Origin of the sequence: Bradyrhizobium sp. ORS 278 (genome assembly GCF_000026145.1) — a bacterium.
GTDB lineage: Bacteria > Pseudomonadota > Alphaproteobacteria > Rhizobiales > Xanthobacteraceae > Bradyrhizobium.
Genome location: NC_009445.1, coordinates 5,646,916 through 5,673,460 on the forward strand (window position 1 = coordinate 5,646,916; position 26,545 = coordinate 5,673,460).

Below are 26,545 nucleotides of genomic sequence, written 5' to 3' on the forward strand. Positions count from 1 at the left end.
TCGACCGATCACCGGGGCCTCATGGTTCGAGACGCGCCTTCGGAGGCATCGATGGTGAGGCAGGCTTCAGCGCACGGCGCTCCTCACCATGAGGGGCGGGAGCATCACTCTCGACGAGAACGTCTTGGATCTCACCGCGCACTCAACCCTCATCCTGAGGAGCCCGCCGCAGGCGGGCGTCTCGAAGGATGGCCGCGGGCGCTGCCGGGGCCACGCCCGATGCGGTCACCGACTACTGCGCCTGCGGCGCGCCATAGTTCGGGGCCAGCAGGCGGTTGCGGAGCAGCCAGGCCATGGTGCGGGTCCAGGATTCGTCGGTGTTGCCGCGCATGTCGGCGGTCATCGCCGCGACGGGCTTCCCGGTGTGCGCGTCACGCAGATAGATGTTCATGTTGAGGATGAGATTGGACACCTTCTGCACCGTGCCAGTGATGGCGAGATCGGCGCCGATGTCGGCGGCGAGCTTGATGTCGCAGCCGCCGCAGGCCTGCAGATTGCTGTGGTGCGCCGCATCGTTAACAGCGGCGATATCGAGCACGCGGAATTTGCCGGACTCCTGCAGCGCCGCGCGCAATTGCTCGGCCGCATGTGCCAGCCTCTGCTGCTCGTCCTGCCGCGGCCCCTGCACCTCGCCCTGCAGGCTGGTGTCGATCAGCTCGAAATCGAACACCGCGACTTTGGGCGGCTCGGCATGCGCTGATGCTGCAGACATCAGGATCAGGGACGCGAGGAGGACAGCCAGTTTCAAGGTCGTGATCCGAATGACGCGGGAGCGGCGAAAAGTGGGGTTGAAAGCTAGGCCAAATCGTTCATCTTGCAAGACGAAACCTCGCCAAAAAGGACGAGGGAACAATGGGAGGACATGTGGTCCTGAGAGTTCTGGCCCGATCTCTGATCGGCGCGATCGGCCTCATGGCCGCCGCAACCGCCGCTGATGCGGCGGACCCGGTCGACATCGCGATCGGCTATCTCGGCCGCGCCGGCGTGCCGCAGACCTTGTCGCCGCTCGACCAGCCGGCGGCCGATGACGGCGTGGCCGGCGCGAGGCTCGCGATCGAGGACAACAACACCACCGGCAAGTTCCTCAACCAGCGCTTCACGCTGATCGACCGCAAGGTCAAGGACGACGAGGACGCCGCGCAGGCGGCCAATGAGCTCGCGGCGAAAACAGCCTTCATCCTCGCCGACCTCCCGGCGGATGCGCTGCTCAAGGTCGCCGACAGCCTGCGCGGCCGCGGCGTCGCCCTGCTCAATGTCGGCGCCACCGATGATCGGCTGCGTGAGCAGGATTGCCGCGCCAACGTCATTCACGTCGCGCCGACGCGCTCGATGCTCGCCGATGGCCTCGCGCAATATCTGGTCTGGAAGCAGTGGAAGCGCTGGCTGCTGGTCACCGGTTCGCATGACAACGACAAGCTGTTCGCCGACGCGCTGCGCCGGGCCGCCACCCGCTTCGGCGCCAAGATCGTCGAGGAGCGCACGTTCGAGGACACCGGCGGCGCACGGCGCACCGACAGCGGCGTCACCCTGATCCAGCGCCAGATGCCGGTGTTCACGCAGAAGGCGCCGGCGTATGACGTGCTGGTCGCCGCCGACGAGAGCGAGGTGTTCGCCGACTATCTGCCCTACCGCACCTGGGATCCGCGCCCCGTCGCGGGCTCGGCGGGGCTGCGGCCGACCAGTTGGGATCCGGCACAGGACCAGTGGGGCGCGACGCAGTTGCAGAACCGCTTCATGAAGCTCGCTTCGCGCCGCATGGATGCATTGGACATGCAGGCCTGGATGGCCGTGCGGATGGTCGGCGAAGCCGCGTCGCGCACCAACTCCGGCGATGCGAAGGCGATGACGGACTATCTGAAGAGCCCGGCCTTCACCATCGCCGCCTTCAAGGGCACGCGGCTGTCGTTGCGCGACTGGAATCTGCAGCTGCGCCAGCCGATCCTGCTCGCCGACGGCCGCATGATCGTCTCCGTCTCCCCGCAGGAAGGCTTCCTGCACCAGGTCTCCGAACTGGACACCCTTGGCGTCGACCGCCCCGAAACCAAGTGCAAGCTGCAATGATGTCGGATGTGATGATGGTGATGAAGCAGCTTTACGGCCCAGCGTCTCCCCTCACCCTGAGGAGCCCGCCGAAGGCGGGCGTCTCGAAGGGCGAGGCCTCGCTGGGGCCTCATGGTTCGAGACGCGCCGGCGGCGCTCCTCACCATGAGGGTCATCACCGGGCTGCCCTCCCTATGGAGAGTTTTCGATATCGCCGCGCGTTCAGCCCTCGTCCTGAGGAGCCCGCCGCCGGCGGGCGTCTCGAAGGACGGCCGCAAGTTCGAAAGCGCTTCAACGCAGCAGCCTGCCTGCTCGCGGCCGCACTCTCCCTCGCCGCGATCTCCCCCGCCTCAGCCTACGTCGCCTTCGTGTCCAACGAAAAAGGCAACACCGTATCCGTCATCGACACCGACAGCTGGACGGTGACAAAAACCATCAAGGTCGGCCAGCGCCCGCGCGGCATCGCGTTCACGCGCGATGGCAAATTCGTGATGGTGGCGGTCGGCGACGACGACACCATCCAGCTCATCGACGCGAAAAAGATGGAGATCGTCGACACCCTGCCCTCCGGCCCGGATCCCGAGCTGTTCGCGCAGGACACCGCCGGCAAGACGCTCTACGTCGCCAACGAGAACGACAACACCGTCACCGTGCTCGATCTCGAGAAGCGCGTGCGGATCGGCGACGTCCAGGTCGGCGTCGAGCCCGAAGGCATGATGCTCAGCCCGGACGGCAAGATCCTGATCTGCACCTCCGAGACCACCAACATGGCGCATTTCATCGACACGGCCACGCGCAAGATCGTGGCCAACGTGCTGGTCGATGCGCGGCCGCGCTATGCCGAGTTCAAGACCGACGGCTCGGAGCTGTGGGTCTCCGCCGAGATCGGCGGCACGGTGTCGATCATCGACCCCGCCAAGCGCGAGGTGACCGGCAAGATCAAGTTCGCCGTGCCGGGCCTGCGCAGCGAGGCGATCCAGCCGGTCGGCATCAGCCTGACCAAGGACGGCAAGACCGGCTTCGTCGCGCTCGGCCCGGCCAACCGCGTCGCGGTCGTCGACGGCACCACGCATGAGGTGAAGAAGTATCTCCTCGTCGGCCAGCGCGTCTGGCACATGGAGTTCACGCCCGACGAAAAGTATCTGCTCGTCACCAACGGCGTCTCCAACGATGTCTCGGTGATCGACGTCGCCGCGCAGAAGGTGATCAAGACCATCCAGGTCGGCGAGCTGCCCTGGGGCATCACGATTGCACAGCCATGATGACGAAGAACGCCCCCGCTCTCGACTCCACGAACCTAGCGCCGCAGCCGGCGTCTGATCAGGTGCCGGCCCTGTCGGTCGCCGGCGTCAGCCATTCCTATGGCGCACGCAAGGCGCTCGGCGACGTCAGCTTCGCCGTCAGGCCTGCGAGCTTCACCGCCCTGCTCGGCCTCAACGGGGCCGGCAAGAGCACGCTGTTCTCGCTGATCACCCGCCTGTTCGCGGTTCAATCGGGCAAGATCGACATTTTCGGCCATGACATCGGCCGCACGCCGGGCGAGGCGCTGCGGCTGCTCGGCGTCGTGTTCCAGCCGCGCACGGTCGATCTCGATCTGTCGCTGCGGCAGAACCTGCTCTATCACGCCGCCCTGCACGGCATCTCGCGCCGCGAAGCCCGCGCGCGTAGCGAGGAGTTGCTGGCGCGCATCGGCCTGGCCGACCGCGCCGGCAACAAGGTGCGCGATCTCTCCGGCGGCCAGATGCGGCGGCTGGAGATCGCCCGGGCCCTGCTGCACCGGCCGCGCCTCTTGCTGCTCGACGAGGCCACCGTCGGGCTCGACGTCAAGGCGCGCGCCGACATCGTCGGCCATGTCCGCCAGCTCGTCACCGAGCAGGGCATCGGCGTGCTCTGGGCGACCCATCTGTTCGACGAGATCGCCGCAAGTGATGACCTCGTGGTGCTGCATCAGGGCCGCGTGCTGGCGCGCGGGCCGGTGCCGCAGGTGATCGCCGAGGCCGGCGCCTCCGACGTCAACGCCGCGTTTGCACGGCTGACCACCCAGGCCAGCCCGGCCAGCGCAGGTCCGGCGCGGAGTGCCGACACATGACCGTGACGACCGTCCATACTCCCGCCCCGGCCCGCAGCGGCTTTTCCGCCGGCGAGTACATCACATGCCTGATCGGCATCGTCTGGCGCGAGGGCCTGCGCTTCCTGCATCAGCGCGAGCGCTTCGTCTCGGCGCTGGTGCGGCCGCTGGTGTGGCTGTTCATCTTCGCCGCCGGCTTCCGCCAGGTGCTGGGTATCTCGATCATCCCGCCCTACGAGACCTACATCCTCTACGAGGTCTATATCGCGCCCGGACTGATGGCGATGATCCAGCTGTTCAACGGCATGCAGTCGTCGCTGTCGATGGTCTACGACCGCGAGATGGGCAACATGCGCACCCTGCTGGTGAGCCCGCTGCCACGCGGCTATCTGCTGTTCTGCAAGCTGCTCGCCGGCACCGCCGTCTCCGTGCTGCAGGTCTATGCGTTCCTGGTCATCGCCTGGTTCTGGGACATCACACCGCCGCCGATGGGCTATCTCACCGTGCTGCCTGCGCTGATCCTGTCCGGCCTGATGCTCGGCGCGCTGGGCATGCTGATCTCCTCCGGCATCAAGCAACTGGAGAATTTCGCCGGCGTCATGAACTTCGTGATCTTCCCGATGTTCTTCGCCTCGTCCGCGCTCTATCCGCTGTGGCGCGTCGAGGAAGGCAGCCCGTGGCTCGCCTATCTCTGCGAGGCCAATCCCTTCACCCACGCGGTCGAGCTCATCCGCTTTGCGCTCTATGGCAAGCTGAACTGGGTGTCGCTGGCCGTGGTCGGCGGCTGCACCGCCGTGTTCATGATCGGCGCGATCCTGGCCTACGATCCATCGCGGGGTTTTGTCAGGCGTGGCCCCGGAGGCGAGGCATGAGGGTGAGATCGTTGATAGCAGGCATCGCCTTTCTCGCGACCGCAGGCTCAGCATATGCGGCCGATCCGCGCTATCCCGACTGGCCGTGTCCGCAGGCCAAAGTGCCGGAAATCTCGATCGCCGCGGTGTGGGCCGGTCCGCCGGTCGACGATGTCGGCGCGAGCTGGAAGGACGACGCGAAGATCGCTGAGCTCGTCGTCAAGCTCGCGGCGCGACGCATTCCCCTGGAGCAGGCGCAGAAGGACGTCGCCGATTTCCTGACCGGAACAGCCGAGGAGAAGACCCGCAAGGGCAAGCTCCTGTTTGCAGGCCTGTTCGACACGCTGAACGCCCAGCGCACGTCGGTCATGAACGGACTCGAACGCGTCATGCGCAAGCAGCGCGAGGCGGTCGACAAGGTGCGAGGCGACACCATCGCGCTGCAGGAGATGCAGAGCAGCGCCACCCGCGACGAAGCCAAGGTGGAGGAGTTGAGCAATCAGCTGAACTGGGAGACGCGCATTTTCGAGGACCGCCGCCGCGTGATGAAATTCGTCTGCGAGGTCCCGACCGCCATCGACCAGCGCCTCTTCGCCCTCGCCCGCGAGATCCAGCAGGACATGGAGTAGGCCCGCGGATGCCGCTCGCCAGACCAAGCGACCAAGTCGAGCGAAGGCACCGATGCCTCCACACCGTCATGCCCGGGCTTGTCCCGGGCATCCACGTCCGGCGGCTTGGCGCGGCGTGGATGGCCGGGACAAGCCCGGCCATGACGAGCCAAACAATAGGCAGCGGAGTTTGTAGCTGCCAAATTGTCCGCTCACTCCTCGGGTCTTGGCTCGGGCTGGGTCTGCTGCAGCGGCAGGTCGGCGCGGGCCCAGCCGTCGGTGCCGTCGGGATACCAGGCGACGTTGCGGTAGCCATAGGTCAGCGCGCGACGCGCGGCATTCCACGACATCCAGCAATCCTCGAGGCAGTAGAACACGAGCAGACGGCCCAGGTCGCCGCCGGACGCCTGCGCAAGGCCGCGCTTCAGATAGTCCTCGGTGACGGCAGCCAGCACGCCATAGCCGGTGTCGGGCAGCCAGATGCTGCCGGGAATGTCCAGACGCGGCTGTTCCCGCCACACGGTGCCAGCCGGCAGGTTCTTCGGCTTCGGCGGGCGCGGCAGCACGTCGATGAAGGCAGCGGACTTGTCGCGCCAGATCGCCTCGGTCTCGCGCGTCGACAGCACGCGAGCGCCTTTGAGCGTCGTCGGCACCGGCGCGCGGTAGGTCTCCGTGCGATAGCTGTCCGGCTCCGGCACGAGATCGTCGGCCCGCACCGCCGCGGCGATCAGCAGCAGGCCTGCCAATGCCGCAACGGCGAGCCGGCTGATCATGGCTTCGTCGCAGCCTCGGCGGTGATCAGATGATTGCTCTCATCCAGCAGCGGCACGCCGAAATCGAGCAGGATCTTGTTGATCTCGCCTTGGTTCTCCTGGATCAGCTTGTTGAGCTGCCGCCGCCAGTTCTGATCGGCGCCGCGCACGCCCATGGCGATGCGGTAGATCAGCTTCGGCCCGGACGTCTCCTTCACCAGCGGCGTGACGTGCAGCTGCGGGCTCGCCTGCTTGGCGTAGTAGCCGGCCATCGGCCCCCACAGCACGCCGGCATCGATCTCGCCGGATTTCAGATCATTGATCATCGCCTCGGCCGACGAATCCACGCGGGTGTCGATCATCAGCGGATACGGCTTCGCCGTCGTCATCAAACCGGCCAGCGCCATGTTGGTGGCCGGCGGCGTGCCGGCCACGATGCCAATATGCTTGCCCTTGAGCTTGGCGTCTTCCAGCGTGGTGACGTCGGCCAGATCGGAGCCGGGCTTAGTCACGATGGCGTAGGCCGTCCGGTAGTAGGGACTGGTGCTCTGCACCAGATCGTCGCCCTGCGGAAAGCCCATGATGACGTCGCAACGGTGCGAGCCGAGCGTCATGCGCACGAACCCAGTGGCCTGCGGAAAGAACGTATAGTCGACCTTCTTCTGCAGCTTGGCGGCCAGGAAATCCGCGAGCTTGTTCTCAAACCCCTCGCCCTTCTCGTTCGAGAACGGCAGGTTGCGCGGATCCGCGCAGACGCGCAGCACCTTCGGATCGACCAGCTCGATCGACAGGTCCAGGCCGTCATTGCTTTGCGCGTAGGAGGCGACAGGTCCCAGCAGCGTGAGGCCCGCGGCAACCGCCAGCGAACCAATCAGAGTACGACGCTTCGTCATTCTTGCTTCCATCCCTATCGAGCCCATCGAGATCTTTTTGAAAATGCTAGGCCGCCGGCCTCGCATGCGCAACAGCTGCCGTCATCGCGAAGAGGTGAGCGGATGCTGCGCCGCAACGTCGGCGGCGAGATGCACTCGTCTCACGCGAGCAAGGCGAAGCGATGGTGAGACTTTTGATCATCGCCGTTGCAGCGTGCAGCGCTCTCGCATTCGGCGGCCCGGCGCGGGCCGAACCGCAGGACCTGCGTGTGAGCGAGATCGCGCCCGGCGTGTTCGTGTACATCGGCCAAACCGCCTTGATGACAGCCGACAACAACGGAGCCATCGCCAATGTCGGCTTCATCATCGGCGATGAGGCCGTGGCCGTGATCGACACCGGCGGCAGCGTCCGTGAAGGCCGCGCGCTGCTCGCCGCGATCCGCGCCCGCACCGGCAAGCCGATCCGCTACGTCATCAACACCCACGCCCATCCCGACCACATGTTCGGCAACGCCGCGTTCCAGGCTGACGGAACCAGCTTTGTCGGCGCCACGAATCTGCCCCGGGCGCTTGCCCTGCGCGGACCGCATTACATCGAGGCGTTCCGCCGGTTGATGGGCGCAGAGTTGATCGACGAGGTCCGTCTGGTCCCGCCGTCGATCCTCGTCGAGGACCAAATGCCGCTCGATCTCGGCGGCCGCACACTCACCCTGAAGGCCTGGAGCACGGCGCATAGCGACTGCGATCTGACGGTCTATGACGAGCGGAGCCGAACCTTGTTTGCCGGCGACCTCGTCTTCCTGCGTCACATCCCCGTGATGGACGGCAGCCTGCGCGGCTGGATTGCCGACCTCCGGCAACTCGCTGCGATCTCGGCCGATCGCGTGGTACCGGGCCATGGGCCCGTCAGTTCGTGGCCATGGGCGCTCAGCGATGAGCGTCGCTACCTCGACACGCTCGCTCACGACGTCCGCGGGCTGGTCACGGCCGGCAGGCCGATCGCAGATGCCGCCGGCGCCGCCCAATCGGAACGCGGCAAATGGGAGCTGTTCGACGACTACAATGCGCGCAACGCCACCGCGGCCTTCTCGGAATTGGAATGGGAATGAGGTGGGGGACGCGCTATGATCGCAAGCAAACCAGAACGCTTCCGGAGGACTGCGCCATGATCGGGCTCCGCCTGCCGTCCACAGTGCTTCTCAGCGCCGTCCTGGCGCTTGCTTTCGCACCTGCGAAAGCCGCTGAGGGTTACGATCCCTGGCCGGGACTGGTGCAGGACATCTTCAACAACAAGCCGATGCAGGACGGCGGCAACGTGTTGTCGATCGAGATGCCGACGCGCGCCGAGGATGCCTCGGTCGTTCCGGTCACCCTGCGCAGCAAGCTCTCGCCCGCCGATGACCGCCGCATCAAGACGATCACGCTTGTGATCGACCAGAACCCGGCGCCGATGGCCGCCAGGTTTACGCTCGGACAGGATGCCAACGTTACGGCGATCTCGACGCGCGTTCGCGTGAACAACTACACGGATGTGCATGCCGTGGCCGAGCTGACCGACGGCCAGCTCTATGTCGTCAAGACGTTCGTGAAAGCGTCCGGCGGGTGCTCCGCGCCGGCGGCAAAGAATCCCGACGAGGCCAAGGCGCGCATTGGCCAGATGCGTTACCGGCAGTTCACACAAGGCGGCGACGGCGCCAGCAGCGGCATTCGCGAGGCGCAGGTGATGGTCGGACATCCCAACAATTCCGGGCTCCAGATGGATCAGGTGACGCAGCTCTACATCCCTGCCTTCTTCGTCGACCGGCTGACGCTGTCGCAGGACGGCAGCCTGGTGCTGTCGGTCGAAGGCGGCATCTCGATCTCGGAGGATCCCAACATCCGCTTCACCTACGTGTCCAACGGCGCGAAGCACTTCCGCGCCGAAGCGCGGGATACGCAGGGTCACGTCTTCGAGCATGAGTGGCCCGCGGAGGGCTCAGGCACCTGATGGCCAGACGAGAACGCGAGGCGTCAGAAACATCTCACTTCGGCTTCGGCCTGAGCGCGGCGGAGGTCGTTGAGCGCGTTGGCGGCCTGCTCGGAGGTGCGGAACTGGGTGCCGAGGTTGCTCTTCACCTGGGACATGCTGAGCACGGTCTCCGCGGTGACATAGCGCTCGTAGGGAATGATCGAGGCGATCACGTCGATCGAGCAGGAGCATTGCGAGATCGCCTCGCGCGTTTCCCCATTGGCCTTCATGCAGCCGAACACATATTCCGCCCGCGCCGAGGTCGGATAATCGTTGAGGTCCTCGGCCCGCGCCGGGCCGGTCAACGCGGCCAGAACACAGAAGGTGGCGACAATCGGTCCTACCGGAACAGCGCAACGCATGACAGTCCTCCGCAGCATCGTCGTCTACGCTATGCTAAGGGAATGAGGCTGGAAAGAACACATTTCGAGGAAACGCAGACGCGCCCATGACCCAGCTCGGTCGCTTGTTCATTGCTATCATCGCTTGCGCGCTGCTGCCGCTTTCGACCTCGCGCGCCGCCGAGACCGTCAAGGTTGCGGTGCAGAAGACCGGCACTTTCGCCTGGGAGTTGGCCGTCATTCGCGCCCATGAGCTCGACCAGCAGGCTGGTATCCTGATCGACTCGGTCGAGCTCGCGAGTCCCGAGGCCGGCAAGATCGCGCTGCGGGCGGGCAACGCCGATATCATGGTGTCCGATTGGCTGTGGGTGTCGCGCGAGCGCGCGCTCGGCGCCAGGCTGACCTTCTCCCCCTATTCCAGCGCGCTCGGCGCGGTGATGGTGCCGGCCAGCTCGCCGCTGAAGACGCTCGCCGATCTCAAGGGACGCAAGCTCGCGGTCGCCGGCGGCCCGCTCGACAAGAGCTGGCTGTTGCTGCAGGCGGCGCTCAAGCGCGACGGCGTGGAGCTTAAGTCGCAGGCGACCATCACCTATGGCGCACCGCCGCTGCTCGCCGCCAAGCTCGCCGATGGCGAGATGGATGCCGGTCTGAACTACTGGAATTTCTGCGCGGCACTGGAAGCCAAGGGTTTTCGCCGCCTCGCCGGCATCGAGGACATCCTGCCTGCCTTCGGCGCCAAGGGCCGCACCGCGGTGATCGGCTATGTGTTCGACGAGGAGTGGGCCAGCAAGCATCGCGATCTCGTCAATCGATTCCTGTCGGTGACGAGCAAGGCCAAGGAGATCCTGGCGACGTCCGATGCCGACTGGCAGACCATTGCGCCGCTGACCGGTGCCCAGGACGACGCGACATTGCGCGCCTATCGCGATCGCTACCGCGAGGGCATTCCGCGCCGCTCGGTGGCCGAGGAAGAGGCCGACGCGCGCATTCTCTACGGCGTGCTCGCCTCGATCGGCGGCCGCGATCTGGTCGGCCCCGCCGCTGAGCTCAGTCCCGGCACTTACTACAGGGCGGATGCGAGGGATTAGTGCTGCGTCTTCTATCCTTCGCGCTCCTGCTGGCCACCTGGTGGGTGGCCGCGACCCTCGCCGGCAGCGCCAAGCTGCCGCCGCCCTCGACCGTGCTGGCGGTCGCCGTCGCGGAAGCAAAATCCGGCGCGCTGTTCCTCCACCTCGGCGCGACGCTCGCCCGCGTCGCCCTCGCTTTCACCTTGTCGATGGCGATCGGATCGGCGCTCGGCTACTGGATGGGCCGCAGCCGTCTCGCCAACCGCCTCGGCGATCCCTGGCTGATCCTGTTGCTGAACCTGCCGGCGCTGGTGGTGATCGTGCTGGCCTATATCTGGGCCGGCCTCACCGAGGTCGCGGCCATCGCGGCGATCGCGATCAACAAGCTGCCGACCGCCGTCGTCACCTTGCGCGAGGGGGCCCGCGCGCTCGATCCGTCGCTGGATGAGATGGCCAAGGTGTTCGCCTTGCCGCGCAGCCGCATCCTCCGCCACGTCCTGCTGCCGCAGCTCGCCCCCTATATTGCGGCCGCTGCGCGCTCCGGCCTGTCGCTGGTCTGGAAGATCGTGCTGGTGGCCGAGCTGCTCGGACGGCCTAACGGCATCGGCTTCGAGATCGGCGTCGCCTTCCAGCTGTTCGACATCCCGCTGCTGCTCGCCTACTCCCTCAGCTTCGCCGCCGTCGTTCTGGTGATCGAAGCTCTCTTCGTGCAGCCATTCGAGCAGCGCGCATCGAGGTGGCGTCTCCGTGCGGCTTGAGGTCGATATCAGGTCAAAGAGCTACACCAGCGCCAATGGCAAGCGCCAGGAGGTGATATCAGGCATTGCCTTCACCCTGGAGCGCGGAGAGCTCGGCGTCGTGGTCGGCCCCTCCGGCTGCGGCAAGAGCACGATGATGCGGATCCTCGCCGGCCTGGATAGCGACTACGAGGGGCGCGTCTCCCAACCGGCCGGCGCCCGGCTGGCCATGGTGTTTCAGGAGCCACGGCTACTGCCCTGGCGCTCGGTTGATGCCAATGTCCGGCTGGCGGCGCCTGAGGTCACCGCGGAGCGGCTCGCCGCGATCTTCGGCGTGCTCGAGCTCGAAAGCCATCGCAGCCATTTTCCCGGCGAGCTGTCGCTCGGCCTCGCCCGCCGCGTCGCGCTGGCGCGGGCCTTCGCGGTCGAGCCGGACTTCCTGATCCTCGACGAGCCGCTGGCCTCGCTCGACGACGCGTTGGCCGCACGGCTGCGCGAGGAGATCGCCACGCTGGTGGCATCGCGGCCGATGATCACGCTGCTGGTGACGCACAGCATGGACGATGCGGCGCGGCTCGGCGATCGCATCTTCCTGCTATCCGCGCGCCCCGCCCGGCTGCTGCGCACGACGCCAATCACCGTGCCGCGCGCCGAGCGCAGCGAGGAGACCGTGGCCGCCATCAGGGCCGATCTGGCGCGGCGGGATTTTTCCATGTCATAGTGAGGGAAATAAACATCAGAACCCAGGGAAACGCCTATGAGATCCGCCCTCGCCGTGACCGCTCTCGTTTTGTCAGCTCTGCCGATCGCAGTGTCCGCCCAGAGCAAGGGCATCCGGCTGTGGAATCTGACCAGCGCGACGATGACCGGCTTCCAGCTCTCGCCGGCAGGACAAAACAACTGGGGTCCGAATCAGACGTTGAATGACAAGGACAAGGAGCTCGATCACGACGAACGGCTGAAGCTCAGCGGCATCGAACCGGGCCGCTACGATGCCAAGGTGAGCTATGCCGGCGACCGGCAATGCATCGTTCGAAACATCGACATCAAGGCCGATGCCGTCGTCTCGGTGGCCGACAAGGATCTCAAGGAGTGCACGAAGTAAGCGCCACGCAAGCTGAGGCGCTTGCCTCAGGCCTTGTCGTTGCTGTGCGGATATTCGCAGCGCCAGCGCACCGCGGTCCATTTCGGGTGCTCGCCGATCCATTGGGCGATGTAGGGCGGCGCCTTCATCGCGCATTGCTGCAGCGATGCGCCGCCGTCGGCAAAGACGAGGTGCTGCTCCTCGCAGGTGGCGGGGGACAGCACCGCGCAGACGGTGATGACGAGATCGATGGGGCTCATGGCTCGGAATCCCTGGGCAAGGCCGAACGGAGATTACCTCAAACTACGACGTCCGGCTGCATCGGTTTCTCGGCGCGCCACATTTTCTGCAGGCGGAACTTCGCTGACCCCTGCGAGGTCGCGGCGCTTGATCCAAGCCCGCAGATCGGCTGCAATGGGTACCGGTCGATCGACCTCAAAAAGACGAATGCGGAGGAAGCAGATGCCCAAGGTTCTCGTACTCTACAAGACCCCCAAGAGCGCCGAGGCGTTCGACAAGCACTACATGAACGTCCATGTACCGCTGGCGAAGAAGATCCCGGGCTTGAGGTCCTACGACATCAGCCGCGGGCCGGTGAACGGACCGGCAGGGGCGACCAACATCCACCTTGTCGCCACTCTGGTGTTCGATTCGATGCAGTCCCTGCAGGCCGGCATGGGCTCGGCGGAGGGCAAGGCGGCGGCGGGAGATCTGCCGAACTTCGCGGACGGCGGTGTCGACCTCTACATCTTCGACACCCAGGACGTCTGACCGGCGCACCGTCGAGGCGTTCGGCCCGACAAGGATTGGATCTGCCAAGTCATCGGCGAACTGATCATTCGCAACGACTTGGCAGATCGCTACGGATTACTTGCGCGCTGCACAAGCGTACATGTTAATTTCCATGCCCACCGGCACTTCGACGATCTTCGGTGTCTTCCAGGCCATCTCAAGCTCCCAAGTTTGACTATCATTGACTGGCGCGTCACGCGCGCCGACATCGAAGCTAGGGCCGCGCCCGATTGAACGCAAGACGCGACCGCACGAGCTCGCTCGGCTGAGCGATCGTTCAATTGACCGGCGCGACGCCCGTACCTGTCGCCCGACAACGTTCCGCCTCAATCATCATCGGCACTCGCTCAAGCGCCGCCAGGCTGCACGTAGCAGAACACATAGCGGTTGCGACTCAGGAAGATCACGCCGTGACCGGTCGGATTTCCCTTGTCCCACTTCAGCTTGTAATCGGGAACTTCGATCTCCGTGCCGACATCGATATGCGGCCGCCCACGCGGCTCGTCCGGGCGATCATCGGTGATGGTCACATAGGTCTTGCCGTCGCGGACGTGAATCTCGTCGGCGAAATAGGCGTCGGCCTCGCCGCAGCAGGACGCCGTCGGCACATCGGGCTGCATCAGCGCCTCGTACCATTTTCGCAGCGCTGGATCGGCCGCCCCCCATTGACCGAGATCCCGCGCATTCGCACTCACCCAAAGGCAACACAGCGTGCCGAGCCAAAGGATGGTTCGCCTCATCCGTCTACTCCTCTGTTGATCCTGGCATGTTGCAGCGAAGCAATGTTCATGCCGCAGAGCAGCATGAAAAAGGTGCGATCATGCCGACCGCAATTGTGGAGGAACTACAAAGGCTTGGCTGAGCGCTTGCCGTCGCACGGGAAAACATTCCCGACTTTCAGAAGGTGATTGCCCAGCTTTTCGTATTGACGCTTTCCGCAATCGAGCGGAGTGTTGTTCCCGCAGCGTCAGGATAGGCGCGCAGAAAGATCTTGGAGGAAATGAATGAAGCGGATCGCGCTGGCCGCGGGCCTCGCTGTGCTTGCATCTCAAGGTGCAAACGCGCAAAGCGCCGATCAGTTGGTCAAGGGTGCAACTGATACGGCAAACGTCCTCAACTACGGCATGGGTTACAATCTGCAGCGGTTCAGCCCGCTCACGCAGATCAACAAGGACACCGCCAAAAATCTCGTTCCGGTCTGGAACTACAGCTTCGCCGACGATCGCAGCGAGGAATCGCAGCCGCTGGTGTACCAGGGCGTGCTCTACGTCACGACGCACAATGCGACGATGGCCGTCGATGCCAAGACCGGCAAGCAGATCTGGAAGAGCAAGGTCGAATATCCGGCCGAGACGCCGCGGGTGGTCTGCTGCGGCATCATCAACCGCGGCGCGGCTCTGTATGATGGAAAGGTCTTTCGCACCACACTCGATGCCAATGTGATCGCGCTCGATGCCAAGACCGGCAAGGAACTGTGGCGCCAGAAAGCCGCCGACATCAAGGAAGGCTATTCGATGACGGTCGCGCCGCTCGTCGCCGACGGCGTCGTGCTGACCGGCATCTCCGGCGCGGAGTTCGGCACTCGCGGCTTCATCGACGGCTGGGATCCGGCCACCGGCAAGCATCTCTGGCGCACACACACCGTCCCGACCCCGGATGAGCCGGGCGGCGACACCTGGAAGGGCGACACCTGGAAGCTCGGCGGCGGCTCGACCTGGATCACCGGCTCCTACGATCCCGAGCAGAACACCGTGTTCTGGGGTGTCGGCAATCCCGGCCCATTCAACGCGGCGGTGCGTCCGGGCGACAACCTCTACACTTGCTCGGTGCTCGCGCTCGATCCGAAGACCGGCAAGATGAAATGGCACTTCCAGTTCTCGCCGAACAATCCGTTCGACTATGACGCCGTCGCCGAGATGGTGCTTGCCGACATGAACGTCGAGGGCAAGCCGACAAAGGTGTTGATGAACGCCAACCGCAACGGCTTCTTCTACGTGCTCGACCGGACGAACGGCAAGCTGCTGGCAGCCAACCCCTACGTGAAGGTCAACTGGGCCTCCAGCATCGATCTGAAGACTGGCAAGCCGGTCGAGACCGACGTGACGCGTGACGCGCGAGAGGGCAAGAAGGTTACGGTCTATCCGTCGATTCTCGGCGGCAAGAACTGGGAGCCGATGTCGTTCAACCCGCAGACCGGTCTCGTCTATGCCAACACGCTGGTGTTCGGCGGCCATTACAAGACCGAGCCCGCGACCTACAAGGCCGGCGAGTGGTACCTCGGCATGGACCTGACTGATCTCTGGGATTGGCCGGAAGGTCCGCGCGGTCAGCTGAAGGCCATCGATCCGATGACCGGCAAGACCAAGTGGGAGCAGCCGAGCGACATTCCGCGCTTCTCCGGCGTGCTGTCGACCGCGGGCGGCGTCGTGTTCTCGGGCAAGCTCACGGGCGAGTTCGAAGCTTTTGATGCCGACAGCGGCAAGAAGCTCTGGCAGTTCCAGACCGGCTCCGGGATCGAAGGTCAGCCAGTCACCTGGCAGCAGGATGGCGTGCAGTACGTCGCCGTGACGTCTGGTTATGGCGGCGTGTACTCGCTGTTCTCTGGTGATGAGCGCCTCGCCAACGTTCCGGCGGGTGGCTCGCTCTGGGTCTTCGCGGTCAAGAACTGAGTTCGGATTGCCCGTGACAGAGAAGATGTTCATGAGAACGGCGGCGACCTTCGCCGCCGTCGTTGCGATCTCGGCCGCGCTTTCCGCGGCTGCCTTCGCTCAACAGCAGGACGGCGAGGCCGCACATAGTCCGATTGACCTTGGCAAGATGACCTTCGCTCAGAAGTGCTCGCATTGCCATGGACCGAACATGGTGAACTCCGGCACGATCACGCCGGACCTGCGCCGGTTTCCAGACGATCAGCCGCGCTTCGTCACGACCGTGAAGCAAGGCAAGAACGGCCGTATGCCGCCGTGGGGCGATATTCTCAGCGATGATGAGATCACCGCGCTGTGGGCCTATGTGTCGAGCCGGAGAGCGCAATGATGCGCCGCCTTGCTTTGTGGGCGGCTGCCCTCCTGATGTCGGCGGCGTCGCCAGCGGCGTATGCTGCTGACGACGTGCTGCGTATCTGTCTGGACGAGAATCTTCCGCCGCTGTCGGTCCATCATCGCGGCAAGTTTGGCACCGGATTCGATGTGCTGCTCGGCCAGACGATCGCGGATCGCCTTGGCAAGAAGCTCGAGATCCAGTGGTTCGAAAGCAAGCTTGACGAGGATTCGAGCCCCGCGCTCGAGGCGAACGCTCTCCTTTCCGACGGGCGCTGCGCGCTCGTGGCAAGCTATGCGTTCACACAGGACGGGTTGGTCACGCCGGGCGTCAAGACAGCCAAGCTGCCGGACTTCGACGGCGCGACGCGCGACGATCGGCGCCGGCGTATCCCGGTCGGCACGCTGGTGCCGAGCAAGCCGTATTTGTTCTCGACTCTCACCGTGGTTCTCGGACCGGGCGCGAAGCAGCGCCAGATCAGCGATATCGGCGATCTCGCCGGTCTTCGGCTGGCGATCGAGAGCGGCACCCTGGCTGACGCCATCCTGATGACCTTCGATAGAGGCCGCCTGATCGACGATATCACGCATCTCATTCCCACGCGCGATGACCTTCTCGGCGCGCTCGAGCAGGGCAAATTCGACGCGACGCTGCTCGACAGCCGGCGGTTCGATGCGTATCGGGCGGCTCATCCAGATAGCAAGCTTGCGGCCTCCGGCTACAGCTACCCGATCGGCGTGAGCCGGGGTTATGTCGGGCTGTCGAGCTCTGCCGAGTTGCTGGCGTCGATCGACAAGGTGTTGACGGAGCTCGGGGCCGCCGGCGACCTGGCAGATCTGGCGCGGTCGGCCGGTCTGACCTACCTGCCCCCACGCGAGCCGATGATTCTCGGCGATGCGTTTCAAAAGATCATCCGGGGTGGCGCGCGCTAGGGCCGTCCCGCTTAGTCGGCGCGCGCAGCCGTCTTGTGCACCGACGACGGCACCACGCCGAAATATTTGCGGAACACGCGGCTGAAGTGGGAGGAGCTCGAGAAGCCCCAGGAGAACGCGACGTCGGTGATGGTCTTACCGCCTTGCGTTTCCAGCTCCTGGCGACAGTGCTGCAACCTTGCGCGCCAGATGTAGTCGCTCACCGTCATGCCCCGGTCGCTGAAGACCATATGGAGGTAGCGCTTGGTACAACCCAAGGCTGCCGAGATCTGGTCGATGCAGAGATCGGGATCGCGCAGGTGCTCGCGAATGAAGGCCTGCGCGCGGATGTAGACGGCTTCGGGCCCGGCCCGGTCGAGCATGCGATCCGCTTCGCGCAACGGCAGCAGCAACAGATCAATCAGCGACTCGGCGACGCTGGCCGCCGAGTTCGGTGACAACCGTGTCGCCTCGTCGAACGCGGAATGCGTGACATCGTGCGCGATCCGGCCGGTGCCGCTGCGGGCCGAGAGCTTGTAGGCCGGCATCTTCTCGGACCGGAAGCCGCGCTCCTGCAGCAGTTCCTTCGGCACGATCACGACGTCATGGCGTGTCAGCGCCGGGCTGATGATGGTGTGCGGCGTCGACACATCATAAGCAAGGCAATCGCCGGGACCGATCTCGATCTGGCGGCCATCCTGCTCAAAATAGGAGGTCCCGTAGGTCTGGAACAGGATCTTGATGTAGGGATGCGCCACCTTTTGCGCCCGCGCATAGGTGTGTGCGATGCGGTGCTGGCTCGCCTCGATCTGGCACAGCTTCAAGCGCGAGACGGTGGTGAAGTTGATGCGTCCCTCGAACGAGGCGCCTTCCAACGGATCGACATCGAAGCGCCCACAGAGATCGGTCAGTGCATCTGACCAACGCTGGATCTGACTCTTGGGTGAGAACCCGGAGGTGGTAAGCGAGCGGATCGTATCGGACATCTTCATCCACCGATTCAAGATCGAGACGCAACGGGTCCGCCGCAGGACGGCGGATGAGAGTGCTGACAGATTACTCCGATTTTAAGGCCGCGATATCCCTTCGCGACACATCAGTTCCATAAAACGCCCTCGACGATCCTCCGCCTTCGTCTCTGCAAGGTCAAGAAAAACATCAACCTTCGGTGGAACCGCATGCTGCGAATTGATGCTACGCAGCAAGAATGCGTTTTGTGTTGCGGACCAGCAAAGCAAATTCTCCTTCAAAAACTTCTCTTCGCTTCACTCTTGAGCAAGCGCTTTTCTCTCTTGGGCAAGTTTCCCGATCCGGAAGTGGATAATCAATGATGCCGAAAACGAATACTGGGCCGCGTGCTGCGGAACCTCAGTTGAACCCGGGAGGAAAGACGATGCGAAGAGTGCTACTCGCAACATGTCTGACGTCAGTCGCGGCGCTCGCCGCGGGTGGCGCATTTGCCAGCGAAGAGCTGGTCAAGATGTCGGCCAACCCGAAGGACTGGGTGATGCCGGCCGGCGACTACGCCAACACGCGCTACTCCAAGCTCAACCAGATCAACGCCCAGAATGTCGGCAAGCTGCAGGTCGCGTGGACCTTCTCCACCGGCGTGCTGCGCGGCCATGAAGGCGGCCCGCTCATCGTCGGCAACATGATGTATGTGCATACGCCCTTCCCTAATAAGGTGTATGCGCTGGATCTGGCCAACGACAACAAGATCGTCTGGAAGTACGAGCCCAAGCAGGATCCGAACGTCATTCCGGTGATGTGCTGCGACACGGTGAATCGCGGCGTCGCCTATGGTGACGGCAAGATCTTCCTGCATCAGGCCGACGACAAGCTCGTCGCGATCGACGCCAAGACCGGCCAGCATGTCTGGACCGCGGTCAATGGTGATCCGAGCAAGGGCCAGACCGGCACCTCGGCTCCGCTCGTGGTGAAGGACAAGGTTCTGGTCGGCACGTCCGGCGGCGAGTTCGGCGTCCAGTGCAGCATGACCGCTTACGATATCAAGAGCGGCAAGCAGGTCTGGAAGGCCTATTCGGAAGGTCCGGACGATCAGATCCTGTTCGACGCGAACACCACCTCGCTCGGCAAGCCGGTCGGAAAGGATTCGAGCCTCAAGACCTGGCAGGGCGATCAGTGGAAGACCGGCGGCGGCTGCACCTGGGGCTGGGTCTCCTACGATCCGCAGCTCGACATGGTGTATTACGGCTCGGGCAACCCCTCGACCTGGAATCCGAAGCAGCGTCCGGGCGACAACAAATGGTCGATGACGATCTTCGCCCGCGCGGCCGATACCGGCGTGGCGAAGTGGGTCTATCAGATGACGCCCCACGACGAGTGGGACTATGACGGCGTCAACGAGATGATCCTGTCGGACCAGTCGATCAACGGCCAGCCGCGCAAGCTGCTGACGCATTTCGATCGTAACGGCCTCGCCTATACGCTCGATCGCGCCAATGGCGAACTGCTCGTCGCCGAGAAGTACGATCCGAAGGTGAACTGGACCTCCGGCGTCGACATGGACAAGAATTCTGCGACCTACGGCCGTCCGAAGGTTCTCGACCAGTACTCGACCGACAAGCAGGGCGAGGACGTCAACACCAAGGGCATCTGCCCGGCCGCGCTCGGCACCAAGGACGAGCAGCCGGCGGCCTACTCGCCGGATACGCAGCTGTTCTACGTGCCGACCAACCATGTCTGCATGGACTATGAGCCCTTCAAGGTGAGCTACACCGCAGGTCAGCCCTATGTCGGCGCGACGCTTTCGATGTATCCGCCCCAGGGTGAGACCAACATGGGCAACTTCATCGCCTGGGACGGCAAGACCGGCAAGATCGCCTGGTCGAACAAGGAGCCGTTCTCGGTGTGGTCGGGCGCCCTCGCAACGGCCGGCGGCGTGGTGTTCTACGGCACGCTGGAAGGCTACCTCAAGGCGGTCGATGCCAAGACGGGCAAGGAGCTCTACAAGTTCAAGACTCCGTCCGGCATCATCGGCAACGTCACGACCTATGAGGCCGGCGGCAAGCAGTATGTCGCGGTGCTGTCGGGTGTCGGTGGCTGGGCCGGCATCGGCCTCGCGGCCGGCTTGACCGATCCGACGGCTGGTCTCGGCGCGGTCGGCGGCTATGCGGCGCTGAGCAACTACACCGCTCTCGGCGGCGCGCTCACCGTGTTCTCGCTCCCGCAGTAAGCCAGGTCCTCTGCTCCGGCGCATGGATGTCCTCCATGCGCCGGCTCGCCTACCCCAAAAAATTAAGGGAAAACGCCCTTGCGTAGAATCTGGTTTGCGGTCGCCGCGGCACTGAGCCTGGCAACCGGCGGGATGACTGTCGCCGAAAACGCCTGGGCGGAAGGCCCGGGAGACGCCTCGGCGGTGAAGTCCGAGGATGGGAAGTACTTCGACAAGGAGGGCAATCCGACCTACAAGGTCGCCGCCGACGGTACGGTCGACTGGTACACCTACTCCGGATACCGCCGCTATCATTCCGAGTGCCACGTCTGCCACGGTCCCGACGGCATGGGATCGACCTACGCGCCAGCGCTCAAGGATTCGGTCAAGAACATGAGCTACGGCGATTTCCTCGGCGTCGTCGCCAGCGGCCGCAAGAATGTCAGCACCGCGCAGGAAAACGTCATGCCGGCGTTCGGCGACAATCCGAATGTGGCCTGCTACATGGACGACCTGTATATCTATCTTCGCGCCCGCAGCAATGACGCGGTGGGACGCGTCCGCCCGGCCAAGCACGAGGACAAGCCGCCAGCCTATACGGAAGCGGAAAACTCCTGCATGGGCAAGAAATGACCGACGAAGGCCGCGCTCTGGGCAGGGCCGCGGCCTTGAGAGACTGAAACAGGAGTTTGAGACATGAAGACGCGCGCCGCGGTCGCTTTCGAAGCCAAGAAACCGCTGGAGATCGTCGAGGTCGACCTCGAGGGACCGAAGGCCGGCGAGGTTCTGGTCGAGATCAAGGCGACCGGCATCTGCCACACCGATGCGTACACGCTCGACGGCTTCGACAGCGAGGGCATCTTCCCCTCGATCCTCGGCCATGAGGGCGCCGGTATCGTGCGTGAGATCGGGCCTGGCGTCACCTCGGTCAAGCCAGGCGACCACGTCATTCCGCTGTACACACCGGAATGCCGCCAGTGCAAGAGCTGCCTCAGCCGCAAGACCAATCTCTGCACCGCGATCCGCGCCACCCAAGGCAAGGGCCTGATGCCGGACGGCACCTCGCGCTTCAGCTATAAGGGCCAGACCATCTACCACTACATGGGCTGCTCGACCTTCGCCAACCATACCGTGCTGCCGGAGATCGCGGTCGCCAAGATCCGCGAGGACGCGCCGTTCGACAAGAGCTGCTACATCGGCTGCGGTGTCACCACCGGCGTCGGCGCGGTCGTGAATACGGCGAAGGTCACGCCCGGCGCGAATGTCGTCATCTTCGGCCTCGGCGGCATCGGCCTGAACGTGATTCAGGGCGCCCGGATGGCGGGAGCCGACAAGATCATCGGCGTCGACATCAACGACAGCAAAGAGGAATGGGGCCGCCGCTTCGGCATGACCCACTTCGTCAATCCGAAGAAGGTGACCGGCGACATCGTCCAGCACCTCGTCGCGCTCACCGATGGCGGCGCCGACTACACCTTCGACTGCACCGGCAACACCACCGTCATGCGCCAGGCGCTCGAAGCCTGCCATCGCGGCTGGGGCGAATCGATCATCATCGGTGTCGCCGAGGCCGGCAAGGAAATCGCGACCCGTCCATTCCAGCTCGTCACCGGACGGGTCTGGAAGGGCACCGCGTTCGGCGGCGCGCGCGGGCGCACCGACGTTCCCAAGATCGTCGACTGGTACATGAACGGGAAGATCGAAATCGACCCGATGATCACCCACACGCTCAAGCTCGAAGACATCAACAAGGGCTTCGACCTGATGCATGAGGGCAAGTCGATCCGTTCCGTCGTCGTGTTCTGACCCGAGCCACGCAAAACCGAGGAGGATTGCGCCATGACTGTCCACATTCATCCGTCCGTCGACCATGGAGTGAAACAAGGGAGCGGCCACTTCGCGGGCGGCACCCTGGTCTGCAAGTGCCACGATCGGCCGGTGAAGGTCGGCATCAAGGGCGACGTCGCGCACAACCATGCGTGCGGCTGCACCAAATGCTGGAAGCCGTCGGGCGCAACCTTCTCCGTCGTAGCCGTCGTGCCGCGGCAGAACGTCACGGTGCTCGAGAACGGCGACAAGTTGAAGATCGTCGATGCCTCGGCCGTGATCCAGCGCTACGCCTGCACGGGCTGCGGCACGCATATGTACGGGCGGATCGAGAACACGGGTCATCCGTTCTATGGCCTCGACTTCATCCATCCCGAGCTGTTCCAGGAGCAGGGTTCGGCAGCCCCAGGCTTTGCCGCCTTCGTCTCCTCGGTAATCGAATCGGGCGTGAAGCCGGAGCAGATGGGCGAGATTCGCGCGCGGCTGAAGGAGCTGGGGCTCGAGCCCTATGACTGCCTGTCGCCGGCGCTGATGGATGCGATTGCCACACATGTGGCGAAAGCAAAGGCGGCCTGACGGCCGCGGACTACCAAGCGTAACGACTGAAGCGTTCCTTCCTGAAGACTTGGTGCCTCGCCCGCCTTCGCGCTGGCGAGGCATTCTTTCTTGGTGGTGCATCTTGCCTTGGGGCCACCTGTCCGGCGCGCGCCACTGTTGCGCTTCGCGCTGCGGCGTCATGGATCTGCAATACTGCACCCGCACACGGCTGGCGCGCATGTCATCAGCACACGCGCCTGTGTAGTCCGACCTCCGTCCCGGTCTGTTATCATGAGAGACTTTCCGACAACTCTCAATTGATCCGGCGCGTGCATCCGGGACTTGTGGTCCCGCGCGCGTCCACCAGCGATCAGAACCAACGACCATTGGTCCGACAGAGCGAGGGCGATCATGATCAAGGTGAAAATCAACGGACAGGAGCAGAGCTGGGATGGCGATCCGAGCCTGCCGCTGTTGTGGTATCTGCGCGATGAACTGGGGCTCACCGGCTCGAAATATGGCTGCGGCCAGGCGTTGTGCGGCGCCTGCACCGTCATGGTCGACAAGGAGGCCGCGCGCTCCTGCATCACGGCGATCTCGGATGTCGCGGGTCGTGAGGTCACGACCATCGAGGGCCTGCATCCGACCGGCGACCACCCGGTGCAGAAGGCGTGGCGGCAGGTCAACGTGCCGCAATGCGGCTTCTGCCAGGCCGGGCAGATCATGCAGGCGGCCGCGCTGCTGAACGAAAATCCCAAGCCGTCGCATGACCAGATCCGGGACGCGATGTCCGGCAATATCTGCCGCTGCGGCTGCTATCAGCGCATCGAGAATGCGGTCCATCTGGCCTCGACGGGGGTGTGATCATGACCATCATCGCAAATCCGGACATCGCGAGTTCCAACTCGCGCCGCGGCTTCGAGCGGCATCTCAAGGTCGAGAACGTCTCGCGCCGCGCCATCTTGCAGACGCTAGGTCTCGCGGGCGGCTTCGTGCTCGCTGCGCCCCTGCTCTCGCGGCCCGCATTCGCCGCCTATGAGACCGGCGCCGGCAAGATGCCGCACGGCACCGTGGTCGATCCGAAGGTCTTCGTGTCGATCGCGCCCGACGGCATCGTCTCGATCCTGGCGCATCGCTCCGAGATGGGCACCGGCGTGCGCACCAGCCTGCCGCTGATCGTGGCCGAGGAGATGGAAGCCGACTGGACGAAGGTGCGCGTGGTGCAGGCGCCCGGCGACGAGGTGAAGTTCGGCAACCAGGACACCGACGGCTCGCGCAGCACACGGCACTATCTGTTGCCGATGCGCCAGATCGGCGCGATGGCGCGCGCGATGCTCGAAGCCGCTGCCGCCAAGAAACTTGGCGTGCCCGCAAGCGAGGTGAAGGCGGTCAACCACGAGGTCGTGCACAGCGCCAGCGGCAAGCGCCTCAGCTTCGGCGAGCTCGCGGCCGATGCGGCCAGCCAGCCGGTGCCCGCGGTCGACACCATCAAGCTGAAGTCGCCTGGTGATTTCCGCTATCTCGGCAAGGGCCAGGTCAGCATCGTCGATCTCCGTGACATCACCGTCGGCAAGGCGAGCTACGGCGCCGACGTCCGCCTGCCCGGCATGAAATACGCCGTCATCGCCCGGCCGCCGGTGACCGGCGGCAAGGTCAAGTCGTTCGACTCCGCCGAGGCGCTGAAAGTGTCCGGCGTCGAGAAGGTGCTCGAGGTCAAGGGCTGGCCGTGGCCATCGAAGTTCCAGCCGCTTGGTGGTGTCGCTGTCATTGCGCGCAACACGGGCGCTGCGATCAAGGGCCGCGACGCCCTGAAGGTCGAGTGGGACGACGGTCCCAATGCGGCCTACGACTCGGTCGCCTATCGCGCCGAGCTCGAAGCCGCTGCGCGACAGCCGGGCCTTGTCGTGCGCCAGGAAGGTGATGCCGAAGCGGCGCTGAAATCGGCCGACAAGGTGATCACCGGCGAGTACTACCTGCCGCATTTCGCCCATGCCAGCATGGAGCCGCCGGTCGCGGTCGCCGACGTCAAGGGCGACAAGGCCGAGATCTGGGCGCCGGTGCAGAGCCCCGGCGGCACCCGCGAGGACGTCGCCAAGACGCTGCAGATCCCGATCGAGAACGTGACCGTCAACGTCACCCTGCTCGGCGGCGGCTTCGGCCGCAAATCGAAATGCGACTTCGCGCTCGAAGCCGCCCTGCTCTCCAAGGAGCTGGGCGCGCCGGTGAAGGTGCAGTGGACGCGTGACGACGACATCCAGCACGATTTCCTGCACACGGTCTCGGTCGAGCGCATCGAGGCGGGGCTGGACAAGAGCGGCAAGGTCGTCGCCTGGCGTCACCGCAGCGTCGCGCCGACGATCCTGTCGACCTTCGCGGCCGGCGCCGACCATGCCGCGCCGTTCGAGCTCGGCATGGGCCTCGTCGACATGCCGTTCGAGATCGCCAACATCCAATGCGAGAACCCCGCCGCCAAGGCAATGACCCGCATCGGCTGGTTCCGCTCGGTCTCGAACATTCCGCGCGCCTTCGCCGTGCAGTCGATGGTCGGCGAGATCGCCGCCGCCACTGGCCGCGACCAGAAGGAGATGCTGCTCGAGCTGATCGGCAGTCCGCGCGTCGTCAAGCTCGCCTCGGTGAAGGATCTCTGGAACTATGGCGAGCCCTATGAGAGCTATCCGATCGACACCGGACGGCTGCGACGCGTTGTCGAGTTCGTCGCGGAGAAGGGCAATTGGGGCCGCAGCGTTCCCAAGGGCCACGGGCTCGGCATCGCCGCACATCGCAGCTTCGTCAGCTACATCGCCACCATCGTGGAGGTGTCGGTCGACGACAAGGGCAAGCTGACCGTGCATCAGGTCGACAGCGCGATCGACTGCGGTGTGTTCGTCAACCCGGAGCGCATCCAGTCGCAGCTCGAAGGTGCTGCGATCATGGGGCTGAGCCTCGCCAAATATGGCGAGGTCAGCTTTAAGAACGGCCGGGTGCAGCAGCGCAACTTCGACGACCATCAGGTGGTCCGGATCGACGAGGCGCCGCTGGTCACCAACGTGCACATCGTCCCGGCGGATGCCGAGACGCCGCCGAGCGGCGTCGGGGAGCCGGGCGTGCCGCCATTCGCGCCGGCGCTCGCCAACGCGATCTTTGCCGCCACCGGCAAACGGCTGCGGGCGCTGCCAATCGGCAACCAGCTCGCGACCTGACGGCCGCGACACGACGACGTCATCGGCCGGAGCAATCCGGCCGATGAGCGCCTCGACAGAGCTTTGATCTATCAGCGCCCGTAGCGCACCGAGGCATAGCGGCCGATCACCGCGCCACGGGTCTGTCCCGGCACACCAGCCACGCCATGCGGCGTGCTGCCGCAATCCTGGCGCAGCGGCGCCGGCGCAGGCTTCGTCGCAGCGGTCGCAGGCGGGTGGCCCTCGACGAGCTTGGTCACCAGCGAGCGCAGCCGCTGGTTCTCGATCTCCAGCTCCTTCAGATGCCGCAGGGCCGGACTGGTGAGACCGCCATAGCGCTGCCGCCAGCGATAGAAGGTGCGCAGCGACACGCCGGCCGTGCTGCAAATTTCGGCAATCGGAACGCCCGACTCCGCCTCGCAAAGCAGAACCAGGATCTCGTGCTCGGTGTGCAGGGAACGTCGCATGCTCATACACCCCCACGCGGCCAACACGACTATTCTCGCATGATTTCCATAAGCTTGATAGAGCGCCAGCGCATGGCGCTCGCGACCGCGCGCCGCATGCGCATGCGGCGAGAGCGGGCCACCGCGCCGAAGATGGCTCCTCAAGACCTGACGCCGCCGCCCCGCCAATTGTCAAAATTGACACAAGCCG

The 26,545-nt window shown here is 64.8% G+C and carries 30 protein-coding genes; 21 read left to right on the forward strand and 9 right to left on the reverse strand.

Annotated elements, in window-relative coordinates; translation table 11 throughout:
• Nucleotides 1-232: 232 nt before the first annotated feature.
• Complete coding sequence (locus tag BRADO_RS25380; protein ID WP_012029052.1) at nt 233-712, reverse strand: DUF3280 domain-containing protein; 480 nt, start codon at nt 710-712, stop codon at nt 233-235.
• Between the two features lie 140 nt (nt 713-852).
• Between BRADO_RS25380 and BRADO_RS25385 the strand changes: the two genes are divergently transcribed.
• From BRADO_RS25385 to BRADO_RS25405, 5 genes are all read left to right on the forward strand, one after another.
• Nucleotides 853-2,061, forward strand: coding sequence for an ABC transporter substrate-binding protein (locus BRADO_RS25385; protein WP_012029053.1), 1,209 nt, complete (start codon nt 853-855; stop codon nt 2,059-2,061).
• A 173-nt stretch (nt 2,062-2,234) separates the two neighbouring features.
• Nucleotides 2,235-3,302: a YVTN family beta-propeller repeat protein gene (locus tag BRADO_RS25390; RefSeq protein WP_244422888.1), complete on the forward strand. Its 1,068-nt coding sequence runs from the start codon at nt 2,235-2,237 to the stop codon at nt 3,300-3,302.
• Nucleotides 3,302-4,129, forward strand: coding sequence for an ABC transporter ATP-binding protein (locus BRADO_RS25395; protein WP_041757727.1), 828 nt, complete (start codon nt 3,302-3,304; stop codon nt 4,127-4,129). The genes BRADO_RS25390 and BRADO_RS25395 overlap by 1 nt, the downstream gene beginning before the upstream one ends.
• On the forward strand, nt 4,126-4,980 hold the full coding sequence (locus BRADO_RS25400) for an ABC transporter permease (protein ID WP_008961651.1): 855 nt from the start codon (nt 4,126-4,128) through the stop codon (nt 4,978-4,980). The genes BRADO_RS25395 and BRADO_RS25400 overlap by 4 nt, the downstream gene beginning before the upstream one ends.
• Complete coding sequence (locus BRADO_RS25405) at nt 4,977-5,588, forward strand: hypothetical protein (protein WP_012029056.1); 612 nt, start codon at nt 4,977-4,979, stop codon at nt 5,586-5,588. The genes BRADO_RS25400 and BRADO_RS25405 overlap by 4 nt, the downstream gene beginning before the upstream one ends.
• A gap of 191 nt (nt 5,589-5,779) precedes the next feature.
• Here BRADO_RS25405 and BRADO_RS25410 read toward each other — a convergent pair whose 3' ends face one another.
• Nucleotides 5,780-6,340 (reverse strand): PQQ-dependent catabolism-associated CXXCW motif protein, encoded by a 561-nt coding sequence (locus BRADO_RS25410; RefSeq protein ID WP_012029057.1) that lies wholly within the window; start codon nt 6,338-6,340, stop codon nt 5,780-5,782.
• Complete coding sequence (locus BRADO_RS25415) at nt 6,337-7,212, reverse strand: substrate-binding domain-containing protein (RefSeq protein WP_012029058.1); 876 nt, start codon at nt 7,210-7,212, stop codon at nt 6,337-6,339. Before BRADO_RS25415 ends, BRADO_RS25410 begins: the two co-directional genes overlap by 4 nt.
• Before the next feature lie 161 nt (nt 7,213-7,373).
• Here BRADO_RS25415 and BRADO_RS25420 point away from each other — a divergent pair, with 161 nt between their 5' ends.
• Together BRADO_RS25420 and BRADO_RS25425 are read left to right on the forward strand one after the other, a co-directional pair.
• A complete protein-coding gene (locus tag BRADO_RS25420) occupies nt 7,374-8,300 on the forward strand; it encodes a quinoprotein relay system zinc metallohydrolase 2 (RefSeq protein WP_012029059.1) in 927 nt (308 codons plus the stop codon).
• Between the two features lie 56 nt (nt 8,301-8,356).
• The gene (locus BRADO_RS25425) at nt 8,357-9,178 is read left to right on the forward strand and encodes a quinoprotein dehydrogenase-associated SoxYZ-like carrier (protein ID WP_012029060.1); all 822 of its coding nucleotides are present in this window, start codon (nt 8,357-8,359) and stop codon (nt 9,176-9,178) included.
• A gap of 23 nt (nt 9,179-9,201) precedes the next feature.
• On the opposite strand, the gene BRADO_RS25430 is transcribed toward BRADO_RS25425, so the two are convergent.
• Nucleotides 9,202-9,561 (reverse strand): hypothetical protein, encoded by a 360-nt coding sequence (locus BRADO_RS25430; protein WP_012029061.1) that lies wholly within the window; start codon nt 9,559-9,561, stop codon nt 9,202-9,204.
• 86 nt (nt 9,562-9,647) lie between these two features.
• Between BRADO_RS25430 and BRADO_RS25435 the strand changes: the two genes are divergently transcribed.
• From BRADO_RS25435 to BRADO_RS25450, 4 genes are read left to right on the forward strand one after another with little or no spacing between them, the layout of a single operon-like run.
• Nucleotides 9,648-10,628, forward strand: a complete 981-nt coding sequence (locus tag BRADO_RS25435) for an ABC transporter substrate-binding protein (RefSeq protein WP_012029062.1) — start codon at nt 9,648-9,650, stop codon at nt 10,626-10,628.
• Entirely contained in the window at nt 10,628-11,365 is a 738-nt protein-coding gene (locus tag BRADO_RS25440) for an ABC transporter permease (protein ID WP_012029063.1), read from the forward strand. Before BRADO_RS25435 ends, BRADO_RS25440 begins: the two co-directional genes overlap by 1 nt.
• Nucleotides 11,355-12,065 (forward strand): ABC transporter ATP-binding protein, encoded by a 711-nt coding sequence (locus BRADO_RS25445; protein ID WP_012029064.1) that lies wholly within the window; start codon nt 11,355-11,357, stop codon nt 12,063-12,065. The genes BRADO_RS25440 and BRADO_RS25445 overlap by 11 nt, the downstream gene beginning before the upstream one ends.
• A 36-nt stretch (nt 12,066-12,101) precedes the next feature.
• A complete protein-coding gene (locus BRADO_RS25450) occupies nt 12,102-12,449 on the forward strand; it encodes a hypothetical protein (protein ID WP_012029065.1) in 348 nt (115 codons plus the stop codon).
• A 26-nt stretch (nt 12,450-12,475) separates the two neighbouring features.
• Here BRADO_RS25450 and BRADO_RS25455 read toward each other — a convergent pair whose 3' ends face one another.
• Nucleotides 12,476-12,688: a hypothetical protein gene (locus BRADO_RS25455; RefSeq protein WP_012029066.1), complete on the reverse strand. Its 213-nt coding sequence runs from the start codon at nt 12,686-12,688 to the stop codon at nt 12,476-12,478.
• 202 nt (nt 12,689-12,890) lie between these two features.
• Here BRADO_RS25455 and BRADO_RS25460 point away from each other — a divergent pair, with 202 nt between their 5' ends.
• Nucleotides 12,891-13,199, forward strand: coding sequence for an EthD family reductase (locus tag BRADO_RS25460; protein ID WP_012029067.1), 309 nt, complete (start codon nt 12,891-12,893; stop codon nt 13,197-13,199).
• Nucleotides 13,200-13,295: 96 nt separating this feature from the next.
• Here the strand turns inward: BRADO_RS25460 and pqqA are convergent, their stop codons facing one another.
• Both pqqA and BRADO_RS25465 read right to left on the reverse strand, forming a co-directional pair.
• Nucleotides 13,296-13,376 (reverse strand): pyrroloquinoline quinone precursor peptide PqqA, encoded by an 81-nt coding sequence (gene pqqA, locus BRADO_RS34315; protein WP_009031067.1) that lies wholly within the window; start codon nt 13,374-13,376, stop codon nt 13,296-13,298.
• A 191-nt stretch (nt 13,377-13,567) separates the two neighbouring features.
• The gene (locus tag BRADO_RS25465) at nt 13,568-13,960 is read right to left on the reverse strand and encodes a hypothetical protein (protein WP_244422889.1); all 393 of its coding nucleotides are present in this window, start codon (nt 13,958-13,960) and stop codon (nt 13,568-13,570) included.
• A 264-nt stretch (nt 13,961-14,224) separates the two neighbouring features.
• Here BRADO_RS25465 and BRADO_RS25470 point away from each other — a divergent pair, with 264 nt between their 5' ends.
• Genes BRADO_RS25470 through BRADO_RS25480 form a run of 3 tightly spaced genes read left to right on the forward strand, consistent with a single transcriptional unit; the run spans nt 14,225 to nt 17,191 of the window.
• Nucleotides 14,225-15,889, forward strand: coding sequence for a methanol/ethanol family PQQ-dependent dehydrogenase (locus tag BRADO_RS25470; protein WP_012029069.1), 1,665 nt, complete (start codon nt 14,225-14,227; stop codon nt 15,887-15,889).
• Between the two features lie 25 nt (nt 15,890-15,914).
• Nucleotides 15,915-16,256: a cytochrome c gene (locus BRADO_RS25475; protein WP_012029070.1), complete on the forward strand. Its 342-nt coding sequence runs from the start codon at nt 15,915-15,917 to the stop codon at nt 16,254-16,256.
• Nucleotides 16,256-17,191, forward strand: coding sequence for an ABC transporter substrate-binding protein (locus BRADO_RS25480; protein ID WP_012029071.1), 936 nt, complete (start codon nt 16,256-16,258; stop codon nt 17,189-17,191). Before BRADO_RS25475 ends, BRADO_RS25480 begins: the two co-directional genes overlap by 1 nt.
• 11 nt (nt 17,192-17,202) lie before the next feature.
• On the opposite strand, the gene BRADO_RS25485 is transcribed toward BRADO_RS25480, so the two are convergent.
• Complete coding sequence (locus BRADO_RS25485; RefSeq protein ID WP_041757729.1) at nt 17,203-18,156, reverse strand: helix-turn-helix domain-containing protein; 954 nt, start codon at nt 18,154-18,156, stop codon at nt 17,203-17,205.
• A gap of 407 nt (nt 18,157-18,563) precedes the next feature.
• Between BRADO_RS25485 and xoxF5 the strand changes: the two genes are divergently transcribed.
• The 6 genes from xoxF5 to BRADO_RS25515 all read left to right on the forward strand — a co-directional run bounded on the left by xoxF5 (nt 18,564) and on the right by BRADO_RS25515 (nt 25,909).
• Nucleotides 18,564-20,366 (forward strand): lanthanide-dependent methanol dehydrogenase XoxF5, encoded by a 1,803-nt coding sequence (gene xoxF5, locus BRADO_RS25490; RefSeq protein ID WP_012029073.1) that lies wholly within the window; start codon nt 18,564-18,566, stop codon nt 20,364-20,366.
• A 132-nt stretch (nt 20,367-20,498) separates the two neighbouring features.
• Entirely contained in the window at nt 20,499-20,978 is a 480-nt protein-coding gene (locus BRADO_RS25495; protein WP_012029074.1) for a c-type cytochrome, methanol metabolism-related, read from the forward strand.
• Between the two features lie 63 nt (nt 20,979-21,041).
• Nucleotides 21,042-22,151, forward strand: coding sequence for an S-(hydroxymethyl)glutathione dehydrogenase/class III alcohol dehydrogenase (locus BRADO_RS25500; RefSeq protein WP_012029075.1), 1,110 nt, complete (start codon nt 21,042-21,044; stop codon nt 22,149-22,151).
• A 33-nt stretch (nt 22,152-22,184) separates the two neighbouring features.
• Nucleotides 22,185-22,748 (forward strand): S-(hydroxymethyl)glutathione synthase, encoded by a 564-nt coding sequence (gfa, locus tag BRADO_RS25505; RefSeq protein ID WP_012029076.1) that lies wholly within the window; start codon nt 22,185-22,187, stop codon nt 22,746-22,748.
• A gap of 372 nt (nt 22,749-23,120) precedes the next feature.
• Complete coding sequence (locus tag BRADO_RS25510) at nt 23,121-23,573, forward strand: (2Fe-2S)-binding protein (RefSeq protein ID WP_008964122.1); 453 nt, start codon at nt 23,121-23,123, stop codon at nt 23,571-23,573.
• 2 nt (nt 23,574-23,575) lie between these two features.
• Nucleotides 23,576-25,909 (forward strand): molybdopterin cofactor-binding domain-containing protein, encoded by a 2,334-nt coding sequence (locus BRADO_RS25515; RefSeq protein WP_012029077.1) that lies wholly within the window; start codon nt 23,576-23,578, stop codon nt 25,907-25,909.
• A gap of 71 nt (nt 25,910-25,980) precedes the next feature.
• Here the strand turns inward: BRADO_RS25515 and BRADO_RS25520 are convergent, their stop codons facing one another.
• Nucleotides 25,981-26,355, reverse strand: coding sequence for a transposase (locus BRADO_RS25520; RefSeq protein WP_012029078.1), 375 nt, complete (start codon nt 26,353-26,355; stop codon nt 25,981-25,983).
• Between the last annotated feature and the right edge of the window lie 190 nt (nt 26,356-26,545).